The organism is Novosphingobium ovatum (assembly GCF_009909235.1).
Taxonomy (GTDB): domain Bacteria; phylum Pseudomonadota; class Alphaproteobacteria; order Sphingomonadales; family Sphingomonadaceae; genus Novosphingobium; species Novosphingobium ovatum.
This window is the reverse complement of sequence record NZ_JAAAPO010000001.1, coordinates 645,118-663,134: the sequence shown is the minus strand read 5'-3', so window position 1 is coordinate 663,134 and position 18,017 is coordinate 645,118. Positions and strand designations below refer to the sequence as shown.

At 65.2% G+C, this 18,017-nt stretch carries 16 protein-coding genes; 3 read left to right on the top strand and 13 right to left on the bottom strand.

What is annotated here, in order from left to right; translation table 11 throughout:
* Nucleotides 1-42 precede the first annotated feature (42 nt).
* The 3 genes from GTZ99_RS02940 to GTZ99_RS02930 all read left to right on the top strand — a co-directional run bounded on the left by GTZ99_RS02940 (nucleotide 43) and on the right by GTZ99_RS02930 (nucleotide 3,759).
* Entirely contained in the window at nucleotides 43-1,248 is a 1,206-nt protein-coding gene (locus GTZ99_RS02940; protein ID WP_161716772.1) for a GGDEF domain-containing protein, read from the top strand.
* A 300-nt stretch (nucleotides 1,249-1,548) separates the two neighbouring features.
* Nucleotides 1,549-3,192: a hypothetical protein gene (locus tag GTZ99_RS02935; protein ID WP_161716771.1), complete on the top strand. Its 1,644-nt coding sequence runs from the start codon at nucleotides 1,549-1,551 to the stop codon at nucleotides 3,190-3,192.
* A 39-nt stretch (nucleotides 3,193-3,231) separates the two neighbouring features.
* On the top strand, nucleotides 3,232-3,759 hold the full coding sequence (locus tag GTZ99_RS02930; RefSeq protein ID WP_161716770.1) for a DUF1993 domain-containing protein: 528 nt from the start codon (nucleotides 3,232-3,234) through the stop codon (nucleotides 3,757-3,759).
* A gap of 82 nt (nucleotides 3,760-3,841) precedes the next feature.
* Here the strand turns inward: GTZ99_RS02930 and pnp are convergent, their stop codons facing one another.
* The 13 genes from pnp to pspF all read right to left on the bottom strand — a co-directional run bounded on the left by pnp (nucleotide 3,842) and on the right by pspF (nucleotide 17,765).
* Nucleotides 3,842-6,151, bottom strand: coding sequence for a polyribonucleotide nucleotidyltransferase (pnp, locus tag GTZ99_RS02925; protein WP_161716769.1), 2,310 nt, complete (start codon nucleotides 6,149-6,151; stop codon nucleotides 3,842-3,844).
* A gap of 325 nt (nucleotides 6,152-6,476) precedes the next feature.
* Nucleotides 6,477-6,746: a 30S ribosomal protein S15 gene (gene rpsO / locus GTZ99_RS02920; protein WP_161716768.1), complete on the bottom strand. Its 270-nt coding sequence runs from the start codon at nucleotides 6,744-6,746 to the stop codon at nucleotides 6,477-6,479.
* A gap of 5 nt (nucleotides 6,747-6,751) precedes the next feature.
* Nucleotides 6,752-7,690 carry a tRNA pseudouridine(55) synthase TruB gene (gene truB / locus GTZ99_RS02915; protein ID WP_161716767.1) on the bottom strand — a complete coding sequence of 313 codons (939 nt, stop codon included), beginning with the start codon at nucleotides 7,688-7,690 and terminating at the stop codon, nucleotides 6,752-6,754.
* Nucleotides 7,690-8,280 carry a thymidine kinase gene (locus tag GTZ99_RS02910; protein ID WP_161716766.1) on the bottom strand — a complete coding sequence of 197 codons (591 nt, stop codon included), beginning with the start codon at nucleotides 8,278-8,280 and terminating at the stop codon, nucleotides 7,690-7,692. The genes truB and GTZ99_RS02910 overlap by 1 nt, the downstream gene beginning before the upstream one ends.
* A gap of 9 nt (nucleotides 8,281-8,289) precedes the next feature.
* On the bottom strand, nucleotides 8,290-8,706 hold the full coding sequence (gene rbfA, locus GTZ99_RS02905; RefSeq protein WP_161716765.1) for a 30S ribosome-binding factor RbfA: 417 nt from the start codon (nucleotides 8,704-8,706) through the stop codon (nucleotides 8,290-8,292).
* Complete coding sequence (locus GTZ99_RS02900; protein WP_161716764.1) at nucleotides 8,706-9,245, bottom strand: DUF1697 domain-containing protein; 540 nt, start codon at nucleotides 9,243-9,245, stop codon at nucleotides 8,706-8,708. The genes rbfA and GTZ99_RS02900 overlap by 1 nt, the downstream gene beginning before the upstream one ends.
* A 188-nt stretch (nucleotides 9,246-9,433) precedes the next feature.
* Nucleotides 9,434-12,088: a translation initiation factor IF-2 gene (infB, locus tag GTZ99_RS02895; RefSeq protein ID WP_161716763.1), complete on the bottom strand. Its 2,655-nt coding sequence runs from the start codon at nucleotides 12,086-12,088 to the stop codon at nucleotides 9,434-9,436.
* A 16-nt stretch (nucleotides 12,089-12,104) separates the two neighbouring features.
* On the bottom strand, nucleotides 12,105-12,914 hold the full coding sequence (locus GTZ99_RS02890; RefSeq protein ID WP_161716762.1) for a DUF448 domain-containing protein: 810 nt from the start codon (nucleotides 12,912-12,914) through the stop codon (nucleotides 12,105-12,107).
* Nucleotides 12,895-14,541 carry a transcription termination factor NusA gene (gene nusA, locus GTZ99_RS02885; RefSeq protein ID WP_161716761.1) on the bottom strand — a complete coding sequence of 549 codons (1,647 nt, stop codon included), beginning with the start codon at nucleotides 14,539-14,541 and terminating at the stop codon, nucleotides 12,895-12,897. Before nusA ends, GTZ99_RS02890 begins: the two co-directional genes overlap by 20 nt.
* A gap of 2 nt (nucleotides 14,542-14,543) precedes the next feature.
* Entirely contained in the window at nucleotides 14,544-15,122 is a 579-nt protein-coding gene (gene rimP / locus GTZ99_RS02880) for a ribosome maturation protein RimP (RefSeq protein ID WP_161716760.1), read from the bottom strand.
* Between the two features lie 170 nt (nucleotides 15,123-15,292).
* Nucleotides 15,293-16,183, bottom strand: coding sequence for a hypothetical protein (locus GTZ99_RS02875; RefSeq protein WP_161716759.1), 891 nt, complete (start codon nucleotides 16,181-16,183; stop codon nucleotides 15,293-15,295).
* 12 nt (nucleotides 16,184-16,195) lie between these two features.
* Nucleotides 16,196-16,684 carry a hypothetical protein gene (locus tag GTZ99_RS02870; protein ID WP_161716758.1) on the bottom strand — a complete coding sequence of 163 codons (489 nt, stop codon included), beginning with the start codon at nucleotides 16,682-16,684 and terminating at the stop codon, nucleotides 16,196-16,198.
* Between the two features lie 19 nt (nucleotides 16,685-16,703).
* On the bottom strand, nucleotides 16,704-17,765 hold the full coding sequence (gene pspF / locus GTZ99_RS02865) for a phage shock protein operon transcriptional activator (RefSeq protein WP_161717043.1): 1,062 nt from the start codon (nucleotides 17,763-17,765) through the stop codon (nucleotides 16,704-16,706).
* Nucleotides 17,766-18,017 lie beyond the last annotated feature (252 nt).

The window sequence follows — 18,017 nt, the reverse complement described above, 5'->3', positions numbered from 1 at the left end:
CTGCCCTTAACTCTTGGCGTTAACAACCGTTCTGTGTCGCGCATGACCGCTCACGACCCCTCCCTCCACGGCCGCCCGGCGCGTGGCCTGCTCGACTGGATCCGCAAGCCCGCGCGGACCGCACAGACCGAGGCCAGCACACCTGCGCCACAGGAAGAGGCCGCCCCGGTCAGCGAGGTGCCCGACACCTTGCGCATGACGCGGGCGCAACTGCTGACCGACATCACCGATTTCCTGATGGCGCATGACTTGGAAATCAGTGGCTTTACCCTGACGGTGGCGCATGATTACCTGACCGGCGGCGATGGCGCGATCATGCGTGAAATCGACCGCCGCATCCAGTCGCGTCAGGCCGTCACGCTGGAATGGCTGGAACAGACTACCCGCGAAAGCCGCAGCCAGGATGGCGAAATCCTCTCGCGCATGATGCGCAAGCTGGAAAGCAATATCGAGGAATTCGGCCGCACCACCACCGCCGCCAAATCCGCCGCCAGCGATTACAGCGCCGCGCTGACCGATCATGTCGACGAATTGGGCAATGCGGCCCAAAGCTGCGCCAAGGCCAGTTGTGAAGTGATCCGCAGCGGTGATGGCATCGGCGTGGCCGAACTGGTCGATCTGGCCCGCGCCATGCTGGACCGCACCCGTGGTCTGGAACAGGAAATGGCGCGCAGCGTGTTGCAGACCCGCGCCCTGCGCCGCAGTCTGGAACAGGCCCGCCGTACCGCCGAGGAAGACCATCTGACCGGCCTGCCCAACCGCCGGGCCTTTGAAACGGTCTATACCCGCGAATATGCCGCCGCCCGCGAAAAGGGCGAGCAATTGTGCGTGGCCTTTTGCGACATCGACAATTTCAAACGCATCAACGACACCCATGGCCACGAAGCGGGCGACCGCGTGCTCAAAACCGTTGCTTCGGCGCTGGCCAAGATATCGAACGACCGCTGCCATGTTGCCCGCCATGGCGGCGAGGAATTTGTCGTGCTGTTGCGCGGCCGGTCGGTGCATCAGGCGTGGGAATTGATGGACGATGCGCGCATGGCCATGGCCGAGCGCAACATGGTCAACCGCGCCACCGACACCCCCTTTGGCAAGGTGACGTTTTCCTGCGGGCTGGCCGATGTCTTTGCCTTTGCCGATCCCCGCACCGCCCTGCGCGCCGCCGACAAAGCGCTGTATCGCGCCAAATCCGAAGGCCGCAACAAGGTCAAGATGGCCGACCCGCAAAGTGACGGATCAAATCCCTGATCAACACATCCAGTTTGACGCAGCAATATCATGAATGCCATGACTGACCCGTGACATGCGGCCTGTGCCGCAATTGGGGGGACAGTCTTGACAACGCTTATACGCAAAGGCCGGATCACGGCTCTGTTGGCCGTGCTGTGCAGCAGCAGTACCGCTTTTGCCGATCCACGGCCGCCCGTTGCGCCGGTTTCTGTGCCACTTCCCCCACCTGTTGCGGTCGTGCCACCTCCCCCACCTGTTGCGGTCGTGCCGCCGCCGCCGGTTGCCCTCACCCCGCTGCCGCCCTCGCAGGACAAGGATGTGGCACGCGACAAGGTCGAGCCGCCCCTGGCCGCCAACGATCCGCGCCAGTTTCAGGCTTGCGACGGCTATGGCGCCCCTAACGAGAACGGTGATGGCATTTCGCGCATCGCGATGGGCTGGCTGGGGCTGTTCGTCCCTGCGGCCGGGGCGGGCAACACCACGGCCAGCACGCCGGCCTTTTCAAGCTGGGGGATTGCCGCTTGCAATGGGGCGCTGGCCAATCCGCGTCTGGCGCCAACCTACCACCTGCGCCGCGCCAGCCTGCTGCGCGCCCGGGCCATCCACAGGCTCAGCGCGCAGGACAACGCCGGGGCGCTGGGCGATCTCGACGCCGCCGACGACAGCGCGGCAAAGGCCGCCGAGCCGCTCTATGCCCGCTCGATGGGGCTGGGCAGCCAGTTGTTGCGCGCCTATCTGGCGATGCAGGCTGGCCACCGCGACGAGGTGCTGGCGCTGACCGCCCAGACCCGCAACGCCCGCCCCTATGTCTATCGCGTGCAACAGGTCAGCGACTTTCTGGCGCTGTCGGCCACGCATGACGCGGACGCGTTTTATGCCGCGCTGGACCGTCAGGCGACGCTGAACCCGGAATCGCGCCGCGCGCTGTTCCAACTGGCCATCGAACGGCGCGATTGGGCCAAGGTGATCGCCACCCGCCAACAGCTGGACTTTACCCCGCCCGCCGCGCAACAGGGCGGTTTCCAGATCCAGCATTTCCATACGCTGCTGGTCCAGTTGTTCAGTGATGAACTGGAGGCCGATCAGGCGATGGTCTTTGCCCTTGCCGCCACCGGCAAGGACGATGCGGCCAAGGCGTTGCTGGCGCAAATCGACACACGGATCGAGGCACTGGGCAGCGAACTGCCCAAGCGCGCCGATGGTTCTTCCCGCCCGCGCGCCGAACGCGATGCACACGCCATACTGGGCGGACAACAGGTGCGTTTCCGTGCCCAGTCGGCAGTGACGCGGCGCCTGCTCGACCTGCTGGTGCCGGCCCGCGCGGGTGATAACGACGCCTTTAATGCCTTGCTCAAGGCGGGGCAGCCTACACCGCCGCTCGACGGGCGCAGCATCTTTCTGATGGAAACGCTGCGCGATGCCACCCACGGCCCCAAGGCGCCATTAAGCAACACCATCAACGCCATGCGGGCGCGCGCCGACATCGCCCTGGACAAATTCCGTCTGCCGATGGACCGGCTGTATCAGGCGATGCCCGCCCCCGAAACGCGCGAACGCCTGCCCAAATTCCGCGAGGCCAAGGGGCTGTTTGGCGATTACGATGGCAATGGCTTTGTCGTCACACAGGACGGCCCCGTCACCAAGGTCAGCTTTGGCGGGCTAAAGGCCGCCGAAGCCACGGTCGAGGAACTCGCGCTGCTCAAGGCCGCCGAACTGACGCTGGCGGCGGGCCACGACCGCTTTGCCATGCTGGACAAGCGGATCACCGCCCGCACCCTGACCCATACGTCGATCTATGGTAGCTGGAGCATGCCCGAAGGCTATGTCGCCGATATCCGCATCCTGCCGTTTGATGCCAACGCTGTGCCCAAAGGTTATGAGGCCTATGCCGAGCGGCCGGTCATCGCGCGCGATGTGATTGCCGCGCTGGCACCGATCTATCACCCCAGCCCGGCCCCGTAACCACAGCCAAGTCGCGAATTTTCAAAAGGAAACAATGCAATGACCATTTCGCTATACGATATGACGGCGGGTGCCTGCCTGCAAATTCTGGCCTGCACCGCCGATCTGATGGACAAGGCCAAGGCCCATGCCGACGCGCAAGGCATCCCTGAAGCCGACCTGATGGCCGCCCGCCTGGCCCCTGACATGTGGGATCTGGCCATGCAGGTAAAGGCGACCGTGCTGTTCTCGGCCGGGGCGCTGGAAGGTGTGATTGCTGGCGAATTCGTCCCCGCCATGCCCGATGACCTGCATGATCTGGCCGCGCTGAAGGCCCATGTCGAACAGGCCATCGCCCGCATCACCGCGCTGGACCGCGCCGCGGTCGAAGGCGTGGTGGGCAAGGACGCCTGCTTCAAGGGCCGCATGTCCCAGATGGACTTCACCGCCGAAGCGATGCTGGCCACGTTTGTCATGCCCAATTTCTATTTCCACGCGACCACCGTGTACGACATTCTGCGCGCACAGGGCGTGCCGCTGGCCAAGCGTGACTATATGGGCGCACCGCGGCTCAAAACGCCCGCCTGATCAGCGGCGCACCGGACAGCAAAAAGGCCCGCCTCTCGTCTGAGAAGCGGGCCTTTTCGTTACCTCAGGCCTTGGCCCGCGATCAGTCGTCCGACTTCAGGAAAGCCGGCATGTGATCGGGGTTGCCACCCTCTTCGCGGTCACGACGAGGACGGTCACCACCTTCACGGCGGGGACCACGGTCGCCGCCGTCACGGCGCGGACCACGATCGTTGCGCGGGCCACGGCGGTCGCTGCCACGGTCGCCACGGTCACCACGCGGTTCGCGCGGTTCACGCGGCGGACGGGTGTCCTCCAGCTCGGCGCCGGTGTCCTGATCGACGACGCGCATGGACAGGCGAACCTTGCCACGGTTGTCGATTTCCAGAACCTTGACAAAGACTTCCTGGCCTTCCTTGACAACGTCGGTCGGCTTTTCGACGCGCTCGTTCTTCATTTCGCTGACGTGGACCAGACCGTCCTTGCCACCCATGAAGTTCACGAAAGCGCCAAAGTCGACGATGTTGACGACCTTGCCCTTGTAGACCTTGCCGACTTCGGCTTCCTCGACGATGCCCAGAATCCAGTTCTTGGCAGCCTCGATCTGGCCCAGATCGCTCGACGAGATCTTGATGATCCCTTCGTCGTCGATGTCGACCTTGGCGCCGGTGGTGGCGACGATCTCGCGGATCACCTTGCCGCCGGTGCCGATGACGTCACGGATCTTCGACTTGTCGATGCTGATCGTCTCGATGCGCGGGGCATGGGCCGACAGTTCGGTCCGGGCCTCACCCAAAGCCTTCAGCATCTCACCCAGGATATGCGCGCGGCCTTCCTTGGCCTGCGTCAGGGCTTGCGCCATGATTTCCTTGGTGATGCCGGCGACCTTGATGTCCATCTGCATCGTGGTGATGCCCTCGGACGTGCCGGCCACCTTGAAGTCCATGTCGCCCAGGTGATCTTCGTCACCCAGAATGTCGGACAGCACGGTGAATTCGTCACCTTCCAGGATCAGGCCCATGGCGATGCCCGACACCGGACGCACCAGCGGCACGCCCGCGTCCATCATCGAAAGCGAACCGCCGCAGACGGTAGCCATCGAGGACGAACCGTTCGACTCGGTGATGTCCGAGAGAACGCGGATGGTGTAAGGGAAGTCTTCCTTGCTCGGCAGCACGGGGTGCAGCGCGCGCCACGCCAGCTTGCCATGGCCAACCTCGCGGCGGCCCGGCGCGCCAAAGCGGCCAACTTCGCCAACCGAATACGGCGGGAAGTTGTAGTGCAGCATGAACGGCTGATACGACAGGCCGTCCAGACCGTCGATCATCTGCTCGGCATCCTTGGTGCCCAGCGTGGTGGTGCAGATCGACTGCGTTTCACCGCGCGTGAACAGCGCCGAACCATGCGTGCGCGGCAGGAAGCCCACCATCGACTCGATCGGACGGATCTGCGTCGTGGTGCGGCCGTCGATGCGCTTGCCGTCCTTCAGGATGGCGGTACGCACGATTTCGGCTTCCAGCTTCTTCATGGTCTTGATCGCGACCATCTGGGTCTGGGCACCCTCGTCGGCAAAGGCAGCCTTGGCCTTGGCGCGTGCCTCGTTCAGCGCGTTCGAACGGGCCGACTTGTCGGTCAGCTTGTACGCGGCGGCAATGTCCTTGCCCACCAGCGTCTTCAGCTTCTTCTTCATGTCGGCGGTGTTGTCCGACAGGTCGATTTCCCACGGATCCTTCGCGGCCTTTTCGGCCAGCTCGATGATCGCGGCGACAACCTTGCGGCTTTCGTCATGGGCGAACATGACCGCGCCCAGCATTTCTTCCTCGGTCAGTTCCTTGGCCTCGGACTCCACCATCATCACGGCGGAATCGGTGGCGGCAACGACCAGGTCCAGACGACCCTCGGCGACCTGCGCCATCGAGGGGTTCAGCTGGTATTCGCCATCCTTGAAACCGACGCGGGCGGCGCCGATCGGGCCCATGAAGGGCACGCCGCTGATGGTCAGCGCAGCCGAAGCGGCGATCATCGCGACGATATCGGGTTCGGTCTCGCCGTCATAGCTCAACACCTGAGCGATAACGTTGATTTCGTTATAGAAACCTTCGGGGAACAGCGGGCGCACCGGGCGGTCGATCAGGCGGGAAACCAGCGTTTCCTTTTCCGTCGCGCCACGCTCACGCTTGAAGAAGCCGCCGGGGATACGGCCGGCAGCCGAAAACTTTTCCTGATAGTGGACGGTCAGCGGGAAGAAATCCTGGCCTTCCTTCACAGACTTGGCGGCGGTCACGGCGCACAGCACCACGGTTTCGCCATAGGTGGCCAGAACAGCGCCGTCGGCCTGACGGGCGATACGGCCGGTTTCGAGGGTGAGGGTCTTTCCGCCCCACTCCAGCGATACGGTCTTGACGTCGAACATCATTTTTCCTTCAGCCCACAGGCCCTATTGCCTTGCGGGGCTTGCTTATGCCGGGATATCCGCCCGGCGGCGGTGCGGGGCAACATGCTCTCGCGCCCCAAGGCCTTCCACCGGATTGCGGAAAAGCCCCTGAAATTCGGTCCTGCCAAAATGCACAACAGCCCCATGATGGGGCCGCGCGTCTCTTAGCCGACAATTGCCCCCCAAGCGAGGGGAAGATGCAGCCATTTGCGAGTGCCGGTGTAGACCGGAAAAATCGCCGCAAACGCCACAAAGAAGCAGCGCCCCAATCCCGGTGGGGAAAGGGGCGCTTGATCCATCAGGCTTACTTGCGCAGGCCCAGCTTGGCGATGAGAGCGTTGTAACGCTCCACATCCTTCTTCTTCAGGTAGGCCAGCAGGGTGCGGCGCTTGTTGACCAGCTGCAACAGACCACGACGCGAGTGGTTGTCCTTGGCGTGGGTCTTGAAGTGCTCGGTCAGGTTCACGATGCGCGTGGTCAGGATAGCGACCTGCACTTCGGGCGAACCGGTATCGCCAGCCTTGCGGGCGTTGTCGGCGATAAGTTCCTGCTTCTTTTCGGCGGTAACCGTCATGTGCTCTACTCCGCGACATCCTGATAAAGGTTGAACCCCCGCTCGACCGTGGCCGAGCCGCCGTCAATCTGCATCAGCGCGACCGGCATATCGCCACAGCGCGCCCAATACAGCCCGTCGGCATGGGACTGCCCGGTCAGAACGCGGCCCTGTCGGACCGCCCTTGCCTGTTCCGGGCTGAGGGTAAGAGCCGGGATGTCGACCAGCCCTGCCTCCAGCGGCAAGAGAATGTTCTCAAGCGGTGCGCCCTTACCGATTTCGTTCAACAAGTCCAGCGAAATCGCCTGATCCATGCCAAACGGCCCGGCCTGTTCGCGCCGCAGCATCGTCACATGCCCCACCGTCCCCAGCGTCAGCGCGATGTCGCGCGCCAGAGAGCGGATATAGGTGCCCTTGGACACATGCGCGCGGAAAGTGGCGTGGGTGCAGGCATCGCCCTCCCCCGCCACCGCATCCACCAACGCGATGTCATGCACGGTGATGTCGCGCGTGGGCATCTCGACCACCTCACCGGCGCGTGCCCGGTCATAGGCGCGCGTGCCGTCGATGCGGATGGCGCTATAGGCGGGCGGCACCTGTGCGATCGGCCCGGTAAACTGCGGCAGAACGGCAGCGATGGCGGCGGCGGCGGGGTGCATATCGCTGCTGGCCACCACCGCGCCTTCCAGATCCAGCGTGTCGGTCTGCGTGCCAAATGCCACGGTAAAGCTGTAGACCTTGGACGCGTCCAGCATGCGGCCCGTCAGCTTGGTCGCCTCACCCAGCGCGATGGGCAGAATGCCACTGGCCAGCGGGTCCAGCGTGCCGCCATGGCCCACCTTGATCCCGCCCTTCAGCTTCATGTTATAGCCCGCCTCGCGCAGGTTGCGCTTGACCGCGCTGACCGCCTGCGTGCTGCCCAGCTCCAGCGGCTTGTCCAGAATGATCCAACCGTGCACGCCCATCACGCCGCGCCATACATCCCGCGCGCGGCGGCAAAATGGCGGCGGCACAGCGCAACATAGCGGTCATTGCCGCCAATCTCGGTCTGTGCCCCGGCGATCACCGCGCGGCCATCGGCGTCCACCCGCAGGTTCATCGTCGCCTTGCGGCCGCAATGGCACACCGCCTTGAGCTCCACCAGCGAGTCCGCAATGCCCAGCAGCACCGCCGAGCCCGGAAACAATTCGCCCTGGAAATCGGTGCGCAGGCCATAACACAGCACCGGAATATTGGCCTCATCGGCCAGACGCGCGCATTCCCACACCTGTTCGGGCGTCAGGAATTGGGCCTCGTCCACCAGAACACAGCCGATGGGCGTGGTTTCATGGGCTGCCAGCACCGCCGAATACAAATCCGTGGCTTGCGCGAAACGGTGCGCATCGGCATGCAGGCCAATGCGGCTTTCGATCGCGTGATCGCCGCCACGATCATCAATCGCCGCCGTCCACAGCATCGTCGCCATGCCTCGTTCGGCATAGTTGAACGCCGCCTGCAACAGATTGGTCGATTTGCCCGCATTCATGCTGGCATAATAGAAATAGAGCTTGGCCATGGGCGCGGCTCAGTCCTCGTCACCCTCGTCGGCAGCGTCCACATCGCGGCGCACGCGGGGGTCGGCCAACAACGCGTCGATCCGGCTTGCCTCGTCAAAGCTTTCGTCGGCCAGAAACTTGATCTTGGCCGCGTATTTCAGCTTCAGCTTGCCGGCCACTTCCTTCTGGAAAAAGGCGGTGTGGGTGCGCAAGGCTTTGAGCACCACCGCCTCGTCCTCGCCCAGCAGCGGCTTTACGAACACCGCCGCGTGGCGCAGATCAGGCGACATGCGCACCTCGGTCACGCTGACGGAATGGGCCGAGAGCACATCGTCATGTACCATCTGGCGGGTCAGCAATTCGCTGATGACGTGGCGCACCTGCTCGCCCACCTTCAACAGGCGGACCGAACGGTTTTCGGGGGTCGAGATCTGGTGACGAGCCATCAGTGTTCCATCTTGTCCAAAATGCGCCGCAGACTGCGGATATTGCGCGCGGTGCCCGGATAGCCCAGCCGCCGCTCGATAAAGGCGTTGGTCAGGCGCGAGCGCCCCACACCCTCGACATAATCAATGTAAAGGCAACGCGCGCCCAGCGCCAGACGCTCTGGCCCGCGCGGCGCATGGATTTCGGCCATGGCCGAGAAAGTCAGCGCGCCGGGATCGCCCGCCAGAAACATCGTGTGCACCTGCGCCGGATCGCCGGTCGCGGCAAAGGGATTGTCCTCAATCGCGCTGCGCAATTCGTCCACCGAGCGCACCGCGACAAAGCTGGCGATATCGAACCGGTCAGCCATCATGTGCGACAGCATGTCCTCCAGCCCATCGGTGGGGCGCTGGTCATAGTCGAACAGCACATTGCCGCTGGCCACGACGGTTTCGATATTCTCGAACTCCTCGCGCGCCATCGCATGGCGCAAATCGGCCATGGTCAGCCGGTTGTCGCCCACATTGACGCTGCCGAAAAAGGCGATGTAGCGGGTCATCCCAGCTTTCCCATGGCGCAAACGGCCAACGGGGCAACGGCCAATGCCGCCCATATGGGCAAACATCCCGCCGTTACCCCGCTATCGATACCAGACCAGATCGAACGCCGGTTGCGGGCCCACCAGCCGCCCTTGCGGGCAGGCTTTTGCGTGGTGGGCCTTTCGCGCTTCCGGCTGACGGGCATGCCTTACAGCGTGCGCTCGCGCATCTCGACCTCGAACACTTCCAGGCTGTCGCCGGGCTTGATGTCGTTGGTGTCCTCCAGCACGACACCGCATTCCAGACCGGCCCGCACCTCGGCCACGTCGTCCTTGAAACGGCGCAACGACTTGATGTGGGTCTTGGAGACGATGACGTCCTGACGGGTGAGACGGGCGTACAGGCCCTTCTTGATGTAACCCTCGACCACCAACAGACCAGCGGCCTTGTCGTGCTTGCCCGCGGGGAACACTTCCTTGACATCGGCGCGGCCAACGACCGTTTCGATGCGCTCGGGACCCAGCTCGCCGGCCATTTCCTTGGCGATGTCGTCGGTCAGGTGATAGATGACGTCGAAATACTTCATCCGCACCTTCTGACGCTCGACCATCTCGCGCGCCTTGGCGTTGGGACGCACGTTGAAGCCGACGATCGGCGCGCCAGTGGCACCGGCCAGCGTCACATCGCTTTCGGTGATGGCGCCCACGCCCGAATGCAGGATCTTGACCTTGATCTCGTCGGTCGACAGGCGGTTGAGCGCGTTGCAGATCGCCTCGGTCGAGCCCTGCACGTCAGCCTTGACGACGATCGGGTACTCAATGACGGTCTCCTTGGCGCGCAGCGCCGAGAACATGTTCTCAATGCTGGAAGGCGCCTGCGTCGTGCGCTTGGCGGTGGCCTGTTCCTGACGGAAGGCAGCCACTTCGCGGGCACGGGCTTCGCTCTCGACCACGGTCAGCGTGTCACCGGCCATCGGCACGCCGCCAATGCCCAGCACCTCGACCGGCAGCGCCGGCGGGGCGGCCTTGATCTGGCGACCCTTGTCATCCAGCATGGCGCGCACGCGGCCCGAATGGGTGCCGACCACCAGAATGTCGCCGACCTTGAGCGTGCCACGCGTGATCAGCACGGTGGCCAGCGGCCCCTTGCCCTTGTCCAGCTTGGCCTCGACCACGGTCGCCTCGGCGGCGCGGTCGGGGTTGGCCTTCAGCTCCATCAGTTCTGCCTGCAACAGGATCTTCTCGATCAGCTCCTGCAAACCAGCGCCGGTCTTGGCCGAAACCTCGACGTCCTGCACTTCACCCGACATCTGCTCGACGATGATCTCGTGCTCCAGCAGGCGCTCGCGGATCTTCTGCGGGTTGTATTCCGGCTTGTCGCACTTGGTGATCGCCACGATCATCGGCACGCCGGCGGCCTTGGTGTGGTTGATGGCCTCGATCGTCTGGGGCATCAGGCCATCGTCACCGGCCACCACCAGAATGACGATATCCGTCACATTGGCGCCGCGCTGACGCATTTCACTGAAAGCCTCGTGGCCCGGCGTGTCCAGGAAGGTGACCAGATCGCCACCCTTGGTCTTGATCTGATAGGCGCCGATGTGCTGCGTGATGCCGCCCGCTTCGCCCTTGACCACATCGGTCCCGCGCAGCGCGTCCAGCAGGCTGGTCTTGCCATGGTCAACGTGGCCCATGATCGTGACGACCGGCGGACGGGTCTTCAGCGTTTCTTCGGCATCGACGTCGACGGTGGTGTCGATGTCGACGTCATTCTCGCTGACGCGCTGGATGTTGTGGCCAAATTCCTCGACCAACAGCTCGGCGGTGTCCTGATCGATGGTGTGGTTCAGCGTCACCACCATGCCCATCTTGAACAGCGACTTGACCAGATCCGCGGCCTTTTCAGCCATACGGTTGGCCAATTCCTGCACCGTGATCGCCTCGGGCACGACCACGTCGCGCACCTGCTTTTCACGCTGCTGATACTGGCCGCTGAACTGGGCGCGGCGTTCCTTTTCGCGGGCGCGCTTCAACGCGGCCAGCGAACGGGCGCGTGCACCCTCGTCCTCGTTCAGCGCACGGCTGACGGTCAGCTTGCCACCACGGCGGTCATCGCCCTTGCGGTCGCGGTTGGGCGCGGGCTTCTTGGCGGCCGCGCCAGGCGCTTCAGGCTTGCGCGCGGGGGCGGCAGGCGACTGCACCGGGGTAAAGCGGCGCGGCGCGGGCGCGGGGGCCGGAGCGGCCGCACGGGCGGGCGCTTCCTGACGCGCGGCGGGCGCGGGCTTGGCCTCGGCCGGAGCGGCAGCGACAGGCGCGGCGGGCTTGGCCTCGGCCGGCGCGGCAGCGACAGGCGCGGGCGCGGCTTCCTCAACCGGAGCGGGCGCGGGCGCGGCTTCGGCAGCCTCGGCGGCACGGCGGTTTTCCTCGGCGCGGCGGCGCTCTTCCTCGATCGCGCGGGCCTTTTCCTCCTGCTCGCGGCGGCTGGCAGCTTCCAGCGCGGCCATGCGCGACTCTTCAGCCTCGCGCAGCAGGCGGGCCTGCATTTCCTGACGCGTCTCGTTGCGCGGCGGGGCCGGGCGGGGTGCGGGCGCTGCCGGGCGCGGGGCGGGCGGCACCGGGGCGGCGGCCACCGGAGCGGGCGCGGGCGCGGGAGCCGGCGCCGGAGCGGGTGCGGGTTCAGCCGCCTGCGGCGCGGGCGCGCCGCCCTCACCCGGCTTGCCCAACACCTTGCGGCGCTTCACTTCAACCACCACCTTGTTGGTGCGGCCATGGCTGAAGGTCTGCTTGACTTCACCCGCTTCCACCGAGCGCTTCAGCCCCAGCGGCTTGCGGCCCAGTGTCGGTTTGTCGTTACTATCGGTCATCTCGTCAAACAGCCCTTCACATCAATACGTCGTCATCGGCGCCCACGGCGGCATCGGCCACCGGTTTGCCCTGAATATCCTGCCCGTCCGCATCCGGACGGTCCAAATAATGAAGCAGGCGCCCAAGCAAGGGGGCCAGCCGATCGGCCACGGCCCGGTCAGTCAGCGCCAGATGCACGACGTTCTCGCGGCCCAATGCCACAGACAACCCCGCACGGTCCAGAGGTAAGGTGACCCCGGTCATTCCGCTGCCCTCGGCCTCCTGGCCCACGCGCCATGCCTGATCCAGCTTGCGGTTGCCATCACTGCCCGCGTCGCTGGCATGGGCCAGCCAGACCACCCGGCCCATGCGCGCGTTTTCGGCGATGCGGTCAGACCCGACCAACACCTGCCCGGCGCCATAGGCCAGCCCCAAACGGTCATAAAAGGCGCGAGTCAGCGCCGCCTCGATCAAATCGGGCAGATCGTCGGGGATCGACAGCTTTGCGCCCTTATAGGCACGGGCCAGCGCGCCCTTCAGCTTGCCCTTGGCGATCGCCACTTCCAGCTCGGCGCGGGTGACGCCGATCCATGCCCCGCGGCCCGGCGCACGCGCCAGCACATCGGGCAGAACCATCGCCACGCCGTCCGGCCCGTCGGGCGAAATCGCCAGACGGATCAGCGAATCGCGCGCGTCATGACGCCCGGAAAGGATGCATTTCCTTTCCGGCCCGTCCTCGACGCTGTCGGCGCCTTTCGGCCCGCGCGGTGCTTGCGTGTGTTTGGACCCGGCCGCTTTTGCGGCTCCGGGGCCGCTACCTACGCGTTCATTGCGAGGAGTCCGCATCGGCGGCCTCCCCATTGTCAGCGGCGCCCTCGGCGGCCGGTTCGTCGTCGAACCAGTGCGCGCGCGCGGCCATGATGATCTCGTTGCCCTGCTCCTCGCTCAGGCCATATTCGCCCAGCACACCGCCACGGCTCGCTTCTTCGCGCTTTTCGTCGCGGTCGCGCTTGTCGTTGCGGCGGCGCTGATCGTTGACGCGCTTCTTGGCGATCAGTTCGTCGGTGGCCAGATCGGCCAGATCGTCCAGCGTCTTGATCCCCGCCTTGCCCAGCGTAACCAGCATAGCCTCGTTCAGGTGGGGCAGCTCGGCCAGCTCGTCATCGACGCCCAGCGCGCGGCGCAGTTCGCGATTCGCGTCCTCGCGGCGCTCCAGTGCCTCGGCGGCGCGGCTTTGCAGCTCCTCGGCCAGCTCCTCGTCAAAGCCTTCGATCGTGGCCAGCTCGGCGATGTCGATATAGGCCACTTCCTCCAGCTCGGTGAAGCCTTCGGCCACCAGCAGCTGCGAGAGCGTCTCATCAACGTCCAGCTCTTCCTCGAACATCTTCGAGCGTTCGGCAAATTCCTTCTGCCGCTTCTCGCTCGCTTCGGCCTCGGTCATGATGTCGATCTGCTTGCCCGTCAGCTGGCTGGCCAGACGCACGTTCTGACCGCGACGACCAATGGCAAGGCTCAGCTGATCATCAGGCACCACCACCTCGATGCGGGCGTCTTCCTCGTCGATCACCACGCGGCTGACGGTGGCGGGCTGCAACGCGTTCACCACAAAGGTCGCGGCATCCTCGCTCCAGGGGATGATGTCGATCTTTTCGCCCTGCAATTCCTGCACGACGGCCTGCACGCGGCTGCCCTTCATGCCGACGCAGGCGCCGACCGGATCGATGCTGGAATCGCGGCTGATCACGCCGATCTTGGCACGGCTGCCCGGATCGCGGGCGGCGGCCTTGATCTCGATGATCGAGTCATAGATCTCGGGCACTTCCTGCGCGAACAACTTCTTCATGAAGTCGGGGTGCGCGCGGGAAAGGAAGATCTGCGGGCCACGGTTCTGGCGGTCCACCTTCAGGATGATGGCGCGCACACGCTCACCCACGCGGGCGGCCTCACGCGGGATCTGCTGGTCGCGGCGGATGACGCCTTCGGCGCGACCCAGATTGACGATCACATGGCCAAATTCCACCGACTTGATCACGCCGGTGACAACCTCACCCACGCGGTCCTTGAACTCGGCGAACTGACGGTCACGCTCGGCGTCGCGCACCTTCTGGAAAATCACCTGCTTGGCCGACTGGGCATCAATGCGGCCCAGATCCACCGGCGGCAGCGGATCGACGATGAAGTCACCGATCTTGGCGTCCTTTTGCAGCTTTTCAGCCTGCTTCAGGTCGACCTGCTTGAAATAGTCGTCGACATGCTCGACCACCTCGACCACGCGCCACAGGCGCAGATCGCCGGTGCGCGGGTCCAGCTTGGCGCGGATGTCATTCTCGGCGCCATAGCGGTTGCGGGCAGACTTCTGGATCGCCTCTTCCATGGCCTCGATGACGATCGCCTTGTCGATCATCTTCTCGGTGGCAACGGCGGTGGCAATCGCAAGCAGTTCGGCGCGGTTCGCGGAAATCGCACTGGCCATGATCAGTCTTCCTGCACTTCGGTGGGTTCGTCGGCTTCGTCAAACTCGTCCACGTCGCCGATGTCGATGGGTTTGGTGGCGGCCAGCAGCCGGTCGGTCAGGACCAGCTTGGCCGAATGGATGTCGGACAGGGTAAAGGTCACCCGCCCGGATTTCTTGTCGTCAAACAGGACCGTCTCGCCCTCCAGCCCGGCCAGTTCGCCAGCCAGCGCCTTGCGGTTGCCCTCGACCGGGTTGATCAGGTTGATCTTGGCCTCATGGCCCACCCAGTCGGCATAGTCCTTGAGCCGGGTCAGCGGCCGGTCGATCCCGGGCGAGCTGACCTCCAGACGATAGGCCTCGACGATCAGCGACTCACCAGCCTCCTCCAGCGCGTCGATCCGGTCGGAAATGCGGTGCGAGAGCACAACGCAATCCTCCATGATCAACTGCCCGGTGTCGGGACGCTCGGCCATGATCTGCAACGTGTGCTCCTCATCGCCCACCTCGCTCTTGCCGAACAGGCGCACGCGCACCAGTTCAAAACCCAAGGCCTTCACCTCCGGTTCGACAATCTCGATAATGCGGGCAATATTGGTCATCACGTCTCCATCAACAGCCCTGTCCGGGCCCAATACCGACCAGGTGCGAACGGCAAATCGCGCCGGCGCCTTGCGGTGCCGGCCCGGCCTTGTCGGTTCACAATGTCGGGATTGATCGGGCCATTACCCGCATTCCCCACAAATAGCAAGAGGCTGCTTGCGCGCCCGGTTCAGGACGGCTTGGCGGGCGGCGCGGCGTCTGCGGCGGCGGGCGGCAAGGGGCGGTGATCGTTCAGCCTGCCATCATGCCATATCCACATCTCGCCATTCGGCGTTGTGGCCACCATCAGGTCCAGATGCTTCAATGCGCCCAGCTGGCGGCTGATAAAGGCGTGGATTTCGGTGGGTGCCGGGTCCATCACATGGGTAACCCCCAGCGCTTTGGCGCCCGTCTGATTGACGTCCATGTTCAGGCACCCACGGGTAAAGGCGCGCTCGGCCACCAGATGCCCATCGGCGGCAAAGTCGAACCGGTAATGCCCGCCCATGGGATAGCGCGACCAGTCGCGCGAGGCGCTCATCACATAGGCCGACAGGCCGCCATCCGCCTCGGGCAGGATCAGCGTATTGGGGCGATCACGGGAGCACACCCCGTGGCCGGGCGTGCCCATGCGTTGCCACATCGCCTGTTGCGCGGCCACCATGCGCAGCCCCAGCGCGGTCAAGGGCTGGCCACCGCCCAGCGTCGCGCCGCCCGGCGTCATGTCCCCCTGCGCCGCATCGCTGGCCGGGTCATAGCCGAACACCGCGATGGCGCGCGCCACCCCGCCCCGCGCCACGAAAAAGGTGACGGTCAGCGCCTTGCCCTTGCCCGGTTCAACGACATAGCCGGCCTCGCCCCCCTGCAACAGCGCCGCCAGATCCAGCCCCTTGGCCTGCACCGTCGCCATGAAGGCATCAGTGCCGCGCCACGCCGCGCGGTCATACCACCACATGCGCTCGGCCCGCTGCTCGGCACGCTCTGCCGCCGCCAAATCGGCCGCACCCACCCCTGCGGCCGCCGGAACAACCGCAACAGACATTGCCACCAACGCCAGCCCGATCACCACACGCAAAGCCATGCCCCCCTTTTCTCAAGCCAATGGCGCAACCGCCTGTGCACGGATCAGCACGCGCCGTTCCAGCCACGCATAGCACCCCGCCGTCGCCGCGCCACATGTGGCGCCCAACGACAGAAAATAACTGTGCGCCATGGCCGGCCAAACCCCACGCACCCACAGTTCCGACACCCCCGCCATGGCCCCGCCCAGCACTCCGCCACACATCACCATAGCCACCACCCAGCGCCACGCCACCAGCCGATCGCCGATCCAGCCGCGCAATGGCGCCCCCAGGCACGACAATGCCGCCAAACCGACCAACGCCCCACCCATGCACACCATCAGCGCGCCCGAGAGCATTACCACGCACGCGCCCAGCCGATAGCCTAGAGAAAAAGACGGATCCTCGCCCGTCATACCCCACGCGCCATACATCCAGACCGGCACCACCACCACGCACGGCCCCATCAGGCTGGCATACAGCATGGGGCGGCGATCACCGCCTCGGTCGCCATAGGCCATCAGCCCCGCCCCTGTCGCATCACCCCTGCCCCTGATCGTTCAGCCCATGTTTGCGCAGGGCATGACGCAACTGGTCATAACTCAGCGAGAGCGCCTTGGCCGTCGCGCGCTGGTTGAAACGGTTGCGCTCCAACGCGGCCTGCAGGATGGCGCGCTCATGCGCCTCGACCGCGGCGCGCAGATCGGTCACGGCATCGACATCGCCGGGCGCAGGCATCGCAGCGCCACCATCGGCCAGATCGCGCACCGAAGCGGCCATGTCGCGCACCGGGTCAGGCGCGGCCGCGCGCATCGACTGCACCGGTTTCCACGGCGACTCGAACGGGTCAAACACCACCTCGGCAATCGGGCGGGCGGGCGCCCCCCAGCGGTACACCGCGCGTTCCACCACATTGCGCAATTCGCGCAAGTTGCCGGGCCAGCCATAGGCCTCCATCGCCGCCATCGCCGCCGGGGTAAAGCCGGGCCACGCGCCCCACTCCAGCTCGCTGGCCATGCGGCGGCCAAAATGGTCGGCCAGCACCGGCACATCGCCCTCGCGCGCGCGCAGTGGCGGCAGGGTGATCACCTCGAAACTCAGCCGGTCCAGCAGGTCGGCACGGAAACGGCCCTCGGCGGCCATGCGGGGCAGGTCTTCGTTGGTGGCGGCCACGATGCGCACATCCACCCGGATCGGGCGCGAGGAACCGATGCGGCACACCTCGCCATATTCCACCGCGCGCAACAGGCGCTCCTGCGCGCCCATCGACAGCGTGCCCAATTCGTCCAGAAACAGCGTGCCGCGATGGGCTTCCTCAAACCGGCCGGCGCGGGCGCGGGTGGCGCCGGTGAACGCGCCCGCCTCATGGCCGAACAGCTCCGCCTCGATCAGGGTTTCGGGCATGGCGGCGCAGTTCAGCACGATCAACGGCTCGTCCCAACGCGCGGACAAGCGGTGCAGGCGTTCGGCGATCAGCTCCTTGCCAGTGCCGCGCTCACCCACCACCAGCACCGGGCGGCGCATGGGGGCGGCCCGGCTGGCGCGTTCCACCGCATCCAGAAAAGCCCCCGATTGCCCGATGAATTGCGTGTCGCGCGCCAACATCATCACCGCCATAGCCGTTGAACAGTTCCCAACCTATGGCATATTTCACCCACAGGTGGCAAGAATTCCCACCATCTGTTTTGCACCCCACAGCCCGAAATCGCCAGTTTTCCGCCACCTGCGCCAATTGGCACGGCCGTTGCGATAGGGTGGGCATGACCCAACCCAACTCTTCCGGCCTCAGCCCTCTTGCCCCTGCAGAGGCTGGCGTGGTGCCTCCCCTGTCGCCACCGTCCAGCAGCCCTGAGG